14 protein-coding genes and 2 other RNA genes are annotated in these 13,024 nt (G+C 67.4%); 5 read left to right on the plus strand and 11 right to left on the minus strand.

Features of this window, described 5'->3' with window-relative positions; all coding sequences use genetic code 11:
- Nucleotides 1–142 precede the first annotated feature (142 nt).
- The 3 genes from AC1PLS_RS06800 to AC1PLS_RS06810 form a co-directional block, all read right to left on the minus strand.
- The gene (locus tag AC1PLS_RS06800; RefSeq protein ID WP_024938006.1) at nucleotides 143–736 is read right to left on the minus strand and encodes a mechanosensitive ion channel family protein; all 594 of its coding nucleotides are present in this window, start codon (nucleotides 734–736) and stop codon (nucleotides 143–145) included.
- A gap of 233 nt (nucleotides 737–969) precedes the next feature.
- Nucleotides 970–1,218 (minus strand): hypothetical protein, encoded by a 249-nt coding sequence (locus tag AC1PLS_RS06805; RefSeq protein ID WP_102581103.1) that lies wholly within the window; start codon nucleotides 1,216–1,218, stop codon nucleotides 970–972.
- Between the two features lie 123 nt (nucleotides 1,219–1,341).
- A non-coding RNA gene (locus AC1PLS_RS06810) (sX9 sRNA) lies at nucleotides 1,342–1,417 on the minus strand.
- Nucleotides 1,418–1,548: 131 nt separating this feature from the next.
- Here AC1PLS_RS06810 and AC1PLS_RS06815 point away from each other — a divergent pair.
- The 3 genes from AC1PLS_RS06815 to AC1PLS_RS06825 are packed head-to-tail and all read left to right on the plus strand — an operon-like array spanning nucleotide 1,549 to nucleotide 3,562.
- Complete coding sequence (locus tag AC1PLS_RS06815) at nucleotides 1,549–2,136, plus strand: RNA polymerase sigma factor (RefSeq protein WP_065032051.1); 588 nt, start codon at nucleotides 1,549–1,551, stop codon at nucleotides 2,134–2,136.
- Nucleotides 2,133–2,666: a hypothetical protein gene (locus AC1PLS_RS06820; RefSeq protein WP_102596388.1), complete on the plus strand. Its 534-nt coding sequence runs from the start codon at nucleotides 2,133–2,135 to the stop codon at nucleotides 2,664–2,666. Before AC1PLS_RS06815 ends, AC1PLS_RS06820 begins: the two co-directional genes overlap by 4 nt.
- Before the next feature lie 11 nt (nucleotides 2,667–2,677).
- Entirely contained in the window at nucleotides 2,678–3,562 is an 885-nt protein-coding gene (locus AC1PLS_RS06825) for a DUF4097 family beta strand repeat-containing protein (RefSeq protein ID WP_184431760.1), read from the plus strand.
- A gap of 86 nt (nucleotides 3,563–3,648) precedes the next feature.
- Here AC1PLS_RS06825 and AC1PLS_RS06830 read toward each other — a convergent pair whose 3' ends face one another.
- The 4 genes from AC1PLS_RS06830 to AC1PLS_RS06845 all read right to left on the minus strand — a co-directional run bounded on the left by AC1PLS_RS06830 (nucleotide 3,649) and on the right by AC1PLS_RS06845 (nucleotide 7,324).
- On the minus strand, nucleotides 3,649–3,834 hold the full coding sequence (locus AC1PLS_RS06830; RefSeq protein WP_010366034.1) for a hypothetical protein: 186 nt from the start codon (nucleotides 3,832–3,834) through the stop codon (nucleotides 3,649–3,651).
- Between the two features lie 189 nt (nucleotides 3,835–4,023).
- The gene (locus tag AC1PLS_RS06835) at nucleotides 4,024–5,400 is read right to left on the minus strand and encodes an Hsp70 family protein (RefSeq protein ID WP_481104297.1); all 1,377 of its coding nucleotides are present in this window, start codon (nucleotides 5,398–5,400) and stop codon (nucleotides 4,024–4,026) included.
- 124 nt (nucleotides 5,401–5,524) lie between these two features.
- Nucleotides 5,525–5,998, minus strand: coding sequence for an FKBP-type peptidyl-prolyl cis-trans isomerase (locus tag AC1PLS_RS06840; RefSeq protein ID WP_039511537.1), 474 nt, complete (start codon nucleotides 5,996–5,998; stop codon nucleotides 5,525–5,527).
- A 273-nt stretch (nucleotides 5,999–6,271) separates the two neighbouring features.
- The gene (locus tag AC1PLS_RS06845; RefSeq protein WP_184431758.1) at nucleotides 6,272–7,324 is read right to left on the minus strand and encodes a cation diffusion facilitator family transporter; all 1,053 of its coding nucleotides are present in this window, start codon (nucleotides 7,322–7,324) and stop codon (nucleotides 6,272–6,274) included.
- Nucleotides 7,325–7,421: 97 nt separating this feature from the next.
- Between AC1PLS_RS06845 and AC1PLS_RS06850 the strand changes: the two genes are divergently transcribed.
- Nucleotides 7,422–7,757 carry a zinc ribbon domain-containing protein YjdM gene (locus AC1PLS_RS06850; RefSeq protein WP_065032046.1) on the plus strand — a complete coding sequence of 112 codons (336 nt, stop codon included), beginning with the start codon at nucleotides 7,422–7,424 and terminating at the stop codon, nucleotides 7,755–7,757.
- Between the two features lie 117 nt (nucleotides 7,758–7,874).
- On the opposite strand, the gene AC1PLS_RS06855 is transcribed toward AC1PLS_RS06850, so the two are convergent.
- The 4 genes from AC1PLS_RS06855 to AC1PLS_RS06870 form a co-directional block, all read right to left on the minus strand.
- Nucleotides 7,875–8,672: a hypothetical protein gene (locus tag AC1PLS_RS06855; RefSeq protein WP_184431756.1), complete on the minus strand. Its 798-nt coding sequence runs from the start codon at nucleotides 8,670–8,672 to the stop codon at nucleotides 7,875–7,877.
- Nucleotides 8,673–8,896: 224 nt separating this feature from the next.
- Nucleotides 8,897–9,952 carry a L,D-transpeptidase gene (locus AC1PLS_RS06860; protein ID WP_104573824.1) on the minus strand — a complete coding sequence of 352 codons (1,056 nt, stop codon included), beginning with the start codon at nucleotides 9,950–9,952 and terminating at the stop codon, nucleotides 8,897–8,899.
- A gap of 378 nt (nucleotides 9,953–10,330) precedes the next feature.
- Nucleotides 10,331–10,406: non-coding RNA, sX9 sRNA (locus AC1PLS_RS06865), on the minus strand.
- Between the two features lie 61 nt (nucleotides 10,407–10,467).
- Nucleotides 10,468–11,562 (minus strand): alkene reductase, encoded by a 1,095-nt coding sequence (locus AC1PLS_RS06870; RefSeq protein WP_184431752.1) that lies wholly within the window; start codon nucleotides 11,560–11,562, stop codon nucleotides 10,468–10,470.
- Between the two features lie 246 nt (nucleotides 11,563–11,808).
- Between AC1PLS_RS06870 and AC1PLS_RS06875 the strand changes: the two genes are divergently transcribed.
- Nucleotides 11,809–13,017 carry an MFS transporter gene (locus AC1PLS_RS06875; RefSeq protein ID WP_161961407.1) on the plus strand — a complete coding sequence of 403 codons (1,209 nt, stop codon included), beginning with the start codon at nucleotides 11,809–11,811 and terminating at the stop codon, nucleotides 13,015–13,017.
- Nucleotides 13,018–13,024 lie beyond the last annotated feature (7 nt).

Below are 13,024 nucleotides of genomic sequence, written 5' to 3' on the forward strand. Positions count from 1 at the left end.
AGGCCAACCGGCAAACGACTGCGCTTGCCGCCAGGCGGCCGCGGCCATCGCTTGGGCCTACATGCGACATTCGTATTCCGTGTCCTTGCGACGCGCCGACCGAGTCACCCGATAACGGCTCGCTACGTCCTGCCAGACGCCCTCAGCTGGCGTTGAAGTGGCTGGTCTCGCGCCAACGGCGCGTGGTGCGCTGGAAGAACAGACTGTTGGGAACCTGCAGCACGCTCCCGGCGTGATCGCCGGTTTCTTCCAGGGTCGTGTAAATGACGTTGATGTCGATCACCCGGCCCTTCAGGCCGGGCTTGTCGCCGCCTTCCAGCAGCTCGATGTGGTCGTGCAGGCGGAACGGGCGCGTGGTGATGATCAGGAAGGTGCAGAAGATATTGGACAGCACGCTCCATGCCGCGAAGAACGCCACGGCACCGACCGCCGCGAATCCGGTGAACGCGGTCCACAAGGTGCCGCTGGAGACGCCCAGCACGTTCAGTACCGTCAGCACCGCGGTGACGGAGATGACGAAGCTGCCCACGCGACGGATGCCGATCATCATTTCCGCCGGCAGGCTGTAGCGCGTACACAGGCGGCGCAGCACTTGCCGCAGCAGCAACCGAACCAGCGCGGCAACGGCGAGGATCAGCACGATCTGAACCGTCAGCACTGCCACGGTCAGCCACTGCGGATTCCAGTGCGGCAGCAGGCTACGGATCATGGTGGGCAAAGCGTCGGACGCGGACATCGGATCGTGCAGGTTCACAGAGACCGCCCATTGTAACGGGGGCGTCATTGCGCAGCCGGTGCGCGGGGTGAACGCGCGCTCAGCGGTGGCGGCAGCGAGCTTGAGTCAAGGATGCTGCGATGGAGTGCCGCATCTCAGCTGTACGTGGCCGGGGCGTTCGCTGCCATGCGCATCGATGGAGGCCAACACGGCGATGCAGCAGCGACCGAACGCCACGATGACGCTGCAACCGGTCAACGCGTTGAACTGCCGCCATGCGCGGACAACGCGACAACGCGCCGCCACAGCTGCTCGGCGCCGCGCACCGGCAACCAGTGCGCCGGTGAACTCAGCTCGATGCATGACAGCCGCGTCGACGGCAGGTGCAGCAGGCAGGCCTGCAGGCGCGCAGGCGTCAGCGTGAGCTGCACTGCATCCATCGGCAGCGGGGCCGGGCACTGGGTGGAGCACAGGCTCAGCAGTATTCCGAGAACATGTGGCATGGCAACGTCCGATCAGGGGGCCTGCGCCTGGAGCGGCCAACGGCCATGCTCCCGGCAAACGATGCGGCGCAGGATTGCGCCATCGCAGGCTTGGATGCGGCGAACGGCGAAAGGGTTTAGAACGGCAAAAAAGGAAGCGAGCAGTCGTCAGGTGGGTAAGGACCGCACGCTCGGAACCGAAGTGGCACGACGGGGCCATGCCGATTCCGACCACCGGCCGCGCCCGCCGGGCGGCGGCGCAGTAGGCTGGTCGGTCGCGACTGGAACCGTGCTCAAAAAAAACCTGGGCGCGGTTTAAACCTTTGTGCTGCCCAGCGCATCGAAGTGGATATGCTCGACACCTCCATGCCCATCGATGCCTCAGCTTGTGACGGTCCGGCCGGACGCGACGATGCGGCGCTGGCGCGTGCCGCTGCAGGCGGCGATCGCACCGCCTACGAGGCCATCTATCGCCGTCATGCGCCGCGTCTGTATGCGGTGGTGTGGCGTCTGTGCGGCGGCAATGCGGCACGTGCCGACGATGTGCTGCAGGAGACCTTCATTGCCGCGTGGAAGGCCTTGCCGCAATTCCGCTTCCAGAGCGCGCTGGGCACCTGGCTGCACCGGCTGGCCGTCAATACGGCCCTGATGGAGCTGCGTGCGCGTTCGGCTGCGGGCGATCAGATGGTGGACGATGCCGATGGCGAGATCCTCGCCGCCATTCCAGGTGCCGCAACCTGCCAGGCCACCCAGATGGATCTGGAGCGCGCGCTGGAGACGCTGCCCCCGCGCGCACGCGCGGTGCTGGTGTTGCACGACATCGAAGGCTGGAAACATCAGGAAATTGCCGACGAACTGCAGATGGCGGTCGGCAGTTCCAAGGCGCAACTGCATCGCGCGCGCGGCCTGCTGCGCGTGCGGCTGGGAGACATTGCATGAATCACGATCCGCTTGATCCGCACGCAACCGATGACGCCGCGTTGTCCGCGCGTCTGCGTGCGTTGCCGCAGCAACGTCAGCCACCGGCACAGCTCTGGGAGCGCATCGCGCCCGCACTGACGCCGCACACCAACGTGGTTGCGCTGCAGCCGCGCCGCCAGCGTGCCTGGGCCTGGCCCGCGTTCGGTGTGGCGCTTGCTGCTGCGCTGGCCGTGGTGGCGATCGTGCCAGGGCTCGATCGCTCGACCCAGGCGCCAGCGCCAGCGTCGGCGCGCCCTGGCCTGGTGGCGCAGGCACAGGCAATGGCCGGGCAGTACCAGCAGGCCATCGATGCAGTGCCGGTGCAGCAGGTGCCGGCCGATCTGCGCCCGGCGCTGGCCGAGCTGGACCAGAGTGCGCAGGCCATCCACCACGCCATCGCGCAGAGTCCGCGCTCTGCATTCCTGTTGTCGCAGCTGCAACGCACCTATGCCAAGCGCCTGCAACTGACCCGTCTCGCCTCGCAGGGCGAGACGTCCTTTCCAAGCTGAGGAGCATGCCCATGCGTTACGCCCATCTATCTGTGTTGTTGCTGGTTGCGTTTTGCGCACTGCCGGCGGCAGCGCAGACCACCGTGAAGCAGAGCCATCCGCTGACGCGCGGCGGGCGCGTGGAGCTGGACAACATCGCCGGGCAGATCCGCGTGCGCGGCTGGGACCGCGACGACGTGGCGCTGACCGGCACCCTGGGCGAAGGGCAGCGCCTGGAGGTGGATGAAAGCCCGGACCGGCTGCAGTTCGAGGTGATCTACCCGCGTAACAACCGCAACAGCAGGGGGGCCCAACTGGAGCTGCGGGTTCCGCGCGCGGCGCTGCTGGAGGTGGAGGCGGTGAGTGCCTCGGTGGATGTCGATCAGGTCGATCTGGCGCGGTTGCAGCTCAAGTCGGTCAGCGGCAACGTGGTCGCAGCCGGACGCGCCAGGGAAGCGCAACTGGAAACCGTCAGCGGCGCGCTGCGCAGCACGGTGGCCAGCGCAAGGCTGAGCCTGGGCACGGTCAGCGGGCAGGTCGACGCGCCGGCCGGCGCCAGCGGCGTAGTGTCGGTCGAGTCCGTTTCCGGCCAGATCCGGGTCGGCGCGGGGCAGGTATCGCAGCTGCGCGCCGAGAGCGTGTCCGGCGCAACGGCGCTGACGGTGGCCGGTCTGGCGCCGGGCGGCAGCATCGCTGCAGAGAGCGTCAGTGGCACCATCAGCCTGGGCGTGCCGCGCAACGTGTCGGCAGCGCTGCAGGTGGAGGTGTTCAGCGGCGACATCCGTTCGGTGGCCGGGCAGGTGGAGCGGCCGGAGTACGGCCCGGGCAAGAGCCTGAGAACCCGGCTGGGGGCCGGCAATGGCGACATCAAACTCGAGTCGCATTCCGGCTCGGTGCGCATCGATTACGGCAACTGAGCGGCTGCGCCAACTGTGGCCGGAAACGAACGTGCCACCTTGCGGTGGCACGTCGGTACAACGCTTCGGCTTGCGGGGGGTGACGCTTAGGCGATCTTGTCGCCATCGTTACGCGCAGGGCCGAAGTTGGTGGTGAGCACTTCGATCCGGCCGCCGGTCTTGCGGAACGCGGCGATGTCGGCAGCGATGCGCTCACGACTGAGCGGCTGCGACTTGCCTTCGCTGCGAGCGATGCTGGGCTGGGATTTCTGCTTGGTCGCGGGACGTGCCATGTGGCCTCCTGTAGCGGGGAAGTGCGATGACACCGCGTGCGGCTAGGGTGGCGCGCGCGGAAGCGGTGTCGAGAGGTGCGGTCGCGTTCGGTGCGCAATCGCGGCGGCACGGCAAGCGTGCCTTGCTGACAAGCCGGCTAAGCGGTATGCAGCAACCGTGCATTGTAACGGATGGGCGCCCGCGTTGCCTTAACCGTCCGACGGACGGGCCTGGCGGGCCGCCGCCCAGGCCAGGCCCTGCACCACGCCGAAGGACGGATCGCCCTGCACCAGGCGCGATTCCGGGAACGCGGCAGCCACCGTGTCGCGGATATAGCCGGCACGCGACATGCCGCCGGTGAGGAACAGCGTGGCCGGCGGCGCGTCCAGGTCGGCACGGGCCTGTGCAAGCAGGCCTTCCAGTTCGCCCAGGTAGCTGGAAGCGGACGCAACCAGCGCGCTGGCCTGCACCTCTACTTCCAGCCCGCGTTCGATGAAGTCCAGCCCGGCCTGGTGCCGGTCGCGCTCGCTGAGCGCGATCTTGCAGGCTTCCACGCCGCGGTACAGGCGCGCGGTGTTGCCGGTGTCCTGCAGCGCCTGCAGGCGCTTGTCGAACGGGGCGGGGACGTCCTGGTACTTGTGCAGGCGGAATTCGCGCTGGCGGGTCATGTCCTGCACCATCGCCGCTTCCACGTAATGGTGGGTGGGCACGCGGGTGATGCCGCGGCCGAACAGCGGCATGTAGGCGGCCAGACTCAGCGCCAGATCGATATCGGTACCGCCGCGCGCGATGCCCCAGGCGCGGTGCACCTGCGGCGCGGCGCTGCCGCCGACGCTGGCATGGGCGATGTCGGTGGTGCCGCCGCCGATGTCCACCACCACGGTGTCGTGACGGCTGTCATGGCTGACGTGGTAATGCATCGCGGCCGCTGCGGGTTCTTCGAGGAAATCCACGCTGTCGAAGCCGGCGGCGATGGCGGCGGTCTGCAGAATGTCCAGCGCCTGCGCGTTGCCGGCCTCGCCGATGGAACTGCGGAACTGCACTGGGCGGCCCAGCGTGGCGCTGCGGATGTTGATGTCGAACTGGCGCGATGCGGTGAGCCGGATGTGTTCCAGCACATGCGTGGCAATGCCGGTGATGGTCTGGCGTGCACGCGGATGCAGGTTGTAGCCCAGCATCGATTTGGGGCTCTGCACCAGGCTGCCTTCGCCTTCCAGGAAATACGCATCCAGCGCTTCGTCGCCGTAGACCGCGTTCTGCAGCAGGGCGGCGGAACTGCGCGGTTCGCGCACCTGCTCTTCCATCCACTGGCGGCGTACGATGCGGATCGCATCACGACGCAGGCTGTCGGTGCTGGACGTGCGGCCGGCCGCGGCGGCGTCGCGACGGCCGGAGTCGATCAGCCGTTCGACCTCGTATTCCAGCGCCGGGGTCAGGCTGAAATCGTCCGGGTCGCGCATGGTCTCGGGGAAATACACCGTGGTGCGGAACTGCAGGGCCTCGCCGAAGCGCACCGGAACCACCTGGCCATCGACGATCGCCGCAGCGGCGGAGTTGCTGGTACCGAAGTCGATGCCGAGTTTCATGCAAGCGGGCCTGTGAGCGGGCCGCGCACTTTACTACTTCTGCTGCCGGCGACGCCCGTCGCGCTGCGTTCGGACGTCGCAGCAGCCGAACTGCCGCATGCCCACAGGCACGCGGCACACCCGATCAGGCCGCGACGCTGGCGACCTGGCCTTCGTTTAGTTCTTCGGTGGTGGCTTCGCGCACCTCGATGACTTCGACCGCGAAATGCAGGGTCTGCCCGGCCAGCGGATGGTTGCCGTCGACGGTGACCTGCTCCGGGCCCACCTCGGTGACGGTGACCAGCACCGGGCCCTGCTGGGTGCGCGCCTCGAACTGCACACCCGGCACGACCTCGACATCGGTCGGGAATGCCTCACGCGGTACCTGCTGGATCAACTGCTCATGGCGCGGGCCATAGCCCTGTTCGGGCACGACATCGGCAGTGAGTGTCTCGCCGACGCGCTTGCCGTCCAGCGCCTGTTCCAGGCCGGGCACGATGTTGCCGGCACCGTGCAGGTAGCTCAATGGCGCGTCCGGCGTCGAACGGTCCAGGACCTGGCCGCTGTCGTCGGAAAGGGTGTAATGAATGGTCGCAACGCGACCCTGGCTGATTTCCATCGGAAACCTCCATGACTTGTGATCGAGTGGGATGCGTCGGCTGACTCACGACGCCAAGAGGTGGTGCCCGCCTACCGTAGGCAATCGACCCGGATGATGCAACCGCAGCCGGGGCTGCGGTTAGGGCGAGGATCAGCTTGGTGGTGACGATGTCACCGCTGCGATGCAACTGCGTCCTGCGCGATGCGTCGGTGCGAAGATGAGCCGATTGATGCGCGTCACGTGCGGCGTTTGGCCGCGTGGCGATGCACGCATTCCACGGCCTGCCGTGCGCTAATCCTTCTCGGTCCCACGTTCGATCTGGGCGCGGCGCGCGTGCCAGGTTTCCGGCGTCTGCGGCTTGATGAACAGCGCGGTGAGCTCGGGGTGCTGCCGCTTGGCGGCCGCTTCGATGCGCCCGACGCAGGCTTCGATCTGTGGCGTGGTGCGGCTGTCTTCGAACTCGGCGCTCAACGCGGCGACCACCTGGTTCGGGCCCATCTGCATGGTCAATACGCCGTTGGCGGCGCGCACATCCGCATCGCTGGCGGCAATGCGCAGCAGCGATTCGGTGACGTGCGCATGCGCGGGTTCGCCGATCAGCAGGCCCTTGGTTTCGCGCGCCAACAGGAATGCGGTGAAGGCCAGCACACAGGCGATGCCGATCGAGGCGATGCCATCGAGTTCGGGCATGTCCAGCAGCTGCGCGCCGGCCAGGCCCAGTACCGCCATGAACAGGCCGATCAAGGCGGCGCTATCTTCGAGCAGCACGGTGAACGTGCTGGGATCCTTGCTCTGCCGGAATGCCTGGAAATAGCCCATGCGGCCCTTCTTGGCGCGGAATTCGCGCAGCGCCACCACCCAGGAAATGCCTTCGAACACGATCGACACACCGAGCACGATGTAAGCGAGCAGATGGCTCTTGGCCGGCTCGGGATTGCGCAGATGCACGATGCCCTCGTACAGCGACACGCCTGCGCCCATGGCGAAGACCAGCAGCGCGACGATGAAACTCCAGAAATACAGCTCACGTCCGTAGCCGAACGGATGGGTCGGCGAGGGGGCCTGCGCGGCGCGGCGCAGGCCGTACAGCAGCAACACTTCGTTGACGGTGTCCACCAGCGAGTGCACGCCTTCGCTGAGCATCGCCGAGCTGCCCGAAATGCCTGCGGCGATGAATTTTGCGATCGCGATGGCAAGGTTGCCGGCCAGCGCGACGTAGACGACCAGATGCGAGCCGGTTTTCTTAGCCGCGCCCGGTTCGCCAGCGGCAGGCGCGGTGGATCCTGGCGCAGCGCCGGGGGCTTGGGGAAGCGATGGGTTGGGCACGTGCGACCTGCAGGGCATTCGACAAGCGCCGCACTATCGCGCCGGCGCCGTGCCGGAGACGTGATCGCGCGGCCGGGGCGCTACAATCCACGCCCGTTTTGAACCTAGGAATCGCATGTCTTCCGTTCCCGCCTGCCCGCAATGTGGCCTGGACAATACCTATGCCGATGGCGCGATGCTGATTTGCGCAGACTGCGGCTTCGAATGGAGTGTGGGCGAGTCCGCCGCGACTGCGACGGTGGTGCGCGACAGCAACGGCAACTTGCTGCAGGCCGGCGACACGGTGACGGTGATCAAGGACCTGAAGGTCAAGGGCTCGTCGATTCCGCTCAAGCAGGGCACGCTGATCCGCAACATCCGCCTGGTCGAGGACGATGCCGAGCACATCGAAGGCAATTCGGAAAAGATCAAGGGCCTGGTGCTGAAGACCTGTTTCCTGCGCAAGGCGTGAGCCGAGTGCGGAAGCAGCAACACCGCCCGCAGCGTGTGCAGGAGCGCGCTTGCGCGCGATGAGGCGGTATCGAGACCGCCTCATCGCACGCAAGCGCGCTCCTGCGTTGCGGCGTGCTCAATCGCGCGGATACACCGCCGCCACCGTGCAACTCTGGCGCATCCGCGCGGCCAGGCCGCCACGCGTGGTGCTCAGGTCGCCCTGCTGGCCGGATCCGGCAGCCGCGCCGGCAAGTGCCATTTCGTCGAGCACATCGACCTTGTCGCCGGGATTGCCGCAGATCGCATTCAGGCCCATGCCGGAGACGAAGCGGATCGGCGGCGCGCCACTGAGTTCGCGGCAGCTGTCCATCAGTTCGACGCGGTAGTGGCGATGCGTGCCGGGGTGACGTGGAGAGACTTCCACCACCAGGCCCTGGCCGTCCTCCGACCACGAGCGCAGCATACTGGGATTGAAGCAGTAGCTGGAGGAACCGGCGAAATTGCGCCGGCGCGCTTCGCGCACGCTGACCCCGTCCAGGGTCGGGATGCCGCTGTCGCGTTGCCGTGCCGCACTGGCGTATTCGCGCGCATTCAACGTGGCGATCTGGCTGACCGCGCAGTGCTGCTGGCCCGAGCGCACGTATGCCGGCGCACCGTTGCAGACCCAGCCGTGCGCCGCCAGCAGGCTTGCATCGGCTTGTGCGGCCAGTTGCGGGCAGTCCTGCGCCAGGCTGATGCGGAACAGCCGTCCGCCTTGTTCGGCCACTGCCAGCGTGCGCGGATCGGCTTGATGCAGCTCCGTCACCTTGCGCGCATCCAGGCACTCGGCGTTCGGTGCGGCAGGGCGCAGCGGCTCGGCCGCTGCGGTGGAGGACGCGTAACCGACTAGCGTGCTGCCGAGCAGAACCGCGGTGAGTAAACGCATCACGCACATCCTTGGCAATGAGGGGATGTCCGCATCATCTGCCAAGCAGGTCGCGCTGACAATCGCAGCAACGCGCGTCGGGTCGCGGGGCTCAACAACACTGGGCGGGCCGCCAGCGCTCGGCACCGCCAGCGCATACGAGTGCATGCCGATGCTGGGCTGCACGCATGTGCGCGCACGACCTCACGCGCAGTTTGCAACTCGCCACTGCGTTGACGCGGCGCTGTTCGTGCTCAGGGTGCTTCGGGCGGGTCCGAATCCAGTACCTGCAGCTTACCGCCGGTGGTTTCGGGAAGGATGCGTTGGTCGGTGGCCACCAGCACCACACCAGGCGTCAGCAGCGGCAGCAGGCCGGCCAGGAATGCCGGCGGCACCTGCAGCCGCGCGATGGTGTCGGCATCCAGCGGCTGTCCTGCCGCGGCGCTGCTGCCCGGGATGCCGATGCGCATCCAGTTGGGCATGCGTTGACCGGGCAAGCCGGGCACTTCGCCAGGCAGGAAGCCCTGGCCGACGATGAACGCCTGCGTGCCCAGCGGCGCGGCGCCGGTCTGCGCGCGCAATGCCACTTGCGCGCGTCCGATTTCCACGCCGTTGCGATACACCACCAGTTGCTGATCGCTGCTGCTGACCAGCATCGAGATCGGGCCGGTGGGTGCCAGCGCCGGCTGCCATGCAAAGCTCTGGCCGTTGGGCAGCGGCAGCAATGCCCGCTGCGCACCGGTGGCCGGGTCGATCGGGCTGAGCGCGCGGGGATGCACCACCGCGTCCGCATCCACACCGGCCTGCGCGACCACCACCACCATGCCCATGTTGGAATTGTCGAACAGCAGCCGCGCGAATTCCGACGGCAGATGCACGCAGCCATGCGATTCCGGATAACCGGGCAGGCCGCCTGCGTGCAGGGCCACGCCGTCCCAGGTCAGGCGTTGCTGATAGGGCATGGGCGCGGCGTTGTAGAGGTTGGAGCGGTGGTCCTTGTCCTTCTGCAGGATGGTGAACACACCGGTCGGTGTCTCATGCCCGGGCTTGCCGGAGCTGATGGTGGAAACGCCGATCAGGATGCCGTTGCGGTACGCATACGCGCGTTGCTCGGTGAGGCTGACAATCACCGCCATCGGCCCCCAGCCCTTGCTGACGCCGCCCCAGATCCATTCGCCCGGCTTGAGGTCGGCCGGCGCCGTTTCGGCAGGGCTAGACTGGCGCGCGCCCCAGAACGGCACCGCAAGCGCTGGCCCGCAGACCAGCAGCGTGCAAAAAACAATGGCAGTGAGCAGGGGCCGCATCGGCATTCCAGAGAGCAGTGTCGGCACGATCCTAGCGGGGCAGGGTGTACGCGTCATGTGGTTGCTACCGGGATGGCTACGTTGCGAAGCTCCCGACATTGCGAGGGACGTGCTGTGTATGCATTTGCGTATTTGCCGAGCCCAAGGCGCAACACACGCACAAGCGCCTGGCCTTGCGCGCCGGTTCAACGATTGTCTTGGTAGATGCACGAGGGCCGCCGCATTGCGACGGCGATCGGGCAAGGGATGCGTATCGCGCTTGCACGAGACGCCGGGCCGGCGACGTGCTTAGGTCCAACGTGCGCGTGCGGGCCGGCCGATCCGATACGGCAGCTGCGCTCGCTTGATGCCGAGCGCAGCCGCTGTGTCGGCCCGACCTGGTGCGGCTGACAAAACGGAGCTAGCAGGCGTCAGGTGGGTGCGGACGGCGCGCAGCAACCGGAATGTACGCGTGGTACATCCCGATTCCGGACATCGGTCGCGCCTGCCTGGCGGTGAGCGCAGGCGTCTTGCAGCCGCGCTCAGTTCGGCAGGGCGGGGTAGTCGGTGTAGCCCTTGGCACCACCGCCGTACAGGGTGGCCTGGTCGAGCTCGGCCAACGGGGCGTTCTCGCGCAGGCGACGCACCAGATCCGGGTTGGCGATGAACGGCCGGCCAAAGGCGATCGCATCGGCGTAACCGCTGTGGATGGCGTGGTCGGACAGCGCCTTGTCGTAGCTGTTGTTGGCGATCCAGGCGCCGTCGAACTTTGCGCGCAGCGCGGCATAGTCGAAGGCGACGTTGTCGCGCGCACCGCCGGTTGCGCCTTCGATCACGTGCACGAAGGCCAGCCCGCCGATCAGGTTGAGACGCTCCACCGCACGTTCAAACAGCGGCTGCGGATCGGAGTCATGCATGCCGTACACCGGCGTGACCGGCGACAGCCGAACACCGGTGCGTTCGGCGCCGATCTCGTCGGCGATCGCCTGCACCACTTCGGTCAGCAGGCGGGTGCGATTTTCGATGTCGCCGCCGTACGCATCGGTGCGCTGGTTGGAGCCGTCACGCAGGAACTGGTCGAGCAGGTAGCCGTTGGCCGCATGCACTTCCACGCCGTCGAAGCCGGCATCGATGGCGTTGCGCGCGGCGATGCGGTAGTCCTCGATCAGGGCGGGGATTTCGTCCAGCGCCAGCGCGCGCGGCTCGGAGACATCTTGGAAGCCGTCCTTGGTGTAGGTCTTGCCTTCGGCGCGGATGGCGCTGGGCGCCACCGGCGATTCGCCCGGCGGCAGCACGCTGGTGTGCGAGACGCGGCCCACATGCCACAGCTGCAGCACGATCTTGCCGCCACGGCGATGCACTTCATCGGTGACCGCACGCCAGCCCTGGACCTGCTCGGCGGTGTGGATGCCGGGCGTATCCAGGTAGCCCTGACCCAGCGGGCTGATCTGCGTGCCTTCGGCCACGATCAGCCCGGCACTGGCGCGTTGGCCGTAGTACTCGGCGGCGAGCGGCGAGGGCACCTGCCCGGCGGCGGCGCGATTGCGCGTCAGCGGCGCCATGATCACGCGGTTGGCAAGATCCAGTGCGCCCAGGCGCACGGCGGAAAACAACGGGGACTCGGTGGATTTGGACATCAGCAACCAATTGGGTGTGGATCACGCGCCAGGCGCGACACCGCGCCGATCGCGAGTGCCCCCTAGCGATGGTGGCGTAGCAGCGCCGATTCGAGCGATAGCGATAGGACACTGCGTCTCCTGGCGCGTCGAGAGCGGCCAGACCGTGACGTGCCGGGGCCTGGCGCTGAATCGCAGCAGGCGCCGCGCTTCCGTTGATTGCTGCGTTGCACAATAATACGCTGCCCCGTCATCCTGGAGTCGGGCATGTCCGATACCGATCTTTCGACGCCGCCCGTATCACGGCGCGACTACGTGCTGATCCTGTTTGCGTTGGCGATGGGCGGCTTTGCGATCGGCATCAGCGAATTCTCCACCATGGGCCTGATGACCCAGATTGCGCAGGGCCTGCAGATCAGCGAGCCGCAGGTCGGCCACGTGATCAGCGCCTATGCGCTGGGTGTGGTGGTCGGTGCGCCGTTGCTGGCGATCATTGGCGCACGCTGGCCGCGGCGCACATTGTTGCTGCTGCTGATGGTGTTCTACGCGCTGGGCAATCTCGCCAGCGCCTTGGCGCCGAGCTATCACACGATGTTGCTGTGCCGTTTCATCGCTGGTTTGCCGCATGGCGCGTACTTCGGCGTTGCTTCATTGGTGGCCGCGTCGATCAGCCCGCCCAACCAACGCGCCACTGCGGTGGGCCGGGTATTGCTGGGCCTGAGCATTGCCTTGCTGGTCGGCAATCCGTTGGCGACCTGGCTGGGTCAGATCGTGAGTTGGCGGTGGGCCTACGCGGCGGTGTCGGTGCTTGCGCTGTGCACGGTTGCGGCAGTGGCGGCGCGCCTGCCGCCCGCGCCGGACGAGCCGCGGCAACAGCCGCTGCGTGAGCTGCGCGCGTTCAATCAGCCGCAGGTATGGCTGGCCCTGGCGATCGGCGCGGTGGGTTTTTCCGGCATGTTCTGCGTCTTCAGTTATCTGGCGCCCACCCTGACCGCGGTGACCGGCGTGGAGCCGGCGCGGATCCCGCTGGCGATGGTGGCGTTCGGGGTCGGCGGCGTGCTCGGCAGCATCCTGGGCGGCTGGCTGTTCGACCGCATGCAGTTCCGCGCGGTGCCGGTATTGCTGGTGTGGTCGGTGGTGGTGATGCTGACCTTTCCGTTGGCTGCGCAGTCGGGCCTGTGGGTGTTTGTGTCCATCGTGGCGGTCGGCACCATGGGCGCACTGGCACCTGCGCTGCAGACGCGCCTGATGGATGTGGCCGCGGAGGCGCAGACCCTGGCAGCGGCGTCCAACCATGCCGCGTTCAATACCGCCAATGCGCTGGGCCCGTGGCTGGGCGGTATGGCGATCACCGCCGGGTGGGGCTGGACCTCAACCGGCTACGTGGGCGCGGCCACTGCGCTGGGCGGCTTGCTGGTGTATGCGCTGGCGGTCTGGCAGGAGCGCCGCCAGCGCGCGTCGCTGGCGAGCTGCTGAGGCGCTG

This window comes from Xanthomonas sp. NCPPB 3218 (assembly GCF_056725185.1).